Origin of the sequence: Kitasatospora sp. SC0581 (assembly GCF_048159585.1) — a bacterium.
Lineage (GTDB): Bacteria > Actinomycetota > Actinomycetes > Streptomycetales > Streptomycetaceae > Kitasatospora.
Genome location: NZ_JBLRWA010000244.1, coordinates 1 through 361 on the forward strand (window position 1 = coordinate 1; position 361 = coordinate 361).

The window sequence follows — 361 nt, forward strand, 5'->3', positions numbered from 1 at the left end:
GCGGCCCGCGCCAACTGGGCGATCTCCCTCGGGTTTCCGAGCTGGGCGGCGAGGTGGCTCATGGAGGCGGCGAGGACGTAGCCGCCGTACCCCCGGTCCCCCGCGGCCTGCGCGAGCCGCAGCGCCTGGATGTAGTACCGCTGGGCGAGCCCCGGTTCGCCCGTGTCGACCGCCATGTACCCGGCGAGCTCGGTCAGTCGGGCGACCGCGGCGAACAGCTGCCGCCCCACCGCCTCCCGGTACGAGCCGGACAGCATGCCCGACACCACGCTGTTGAGGTAGTGGACGACCACCGGACGCACGTGCCCGCTGCCGAAGCGCCGGTCGAGGTCGACCAGCGCCGCCGTCATCTCCCGTACGG

1 pseudogene is annotated in these 361 nt (G+C 73.7%); it reads right to left on the minus strand.

The window, feature by feature from the left end:
- Window positions 1–361 (minus strand): annotated as a pseudogene (locus ACLWS4_RS37965) (transcriptional regulator); the annotation flags it as partial.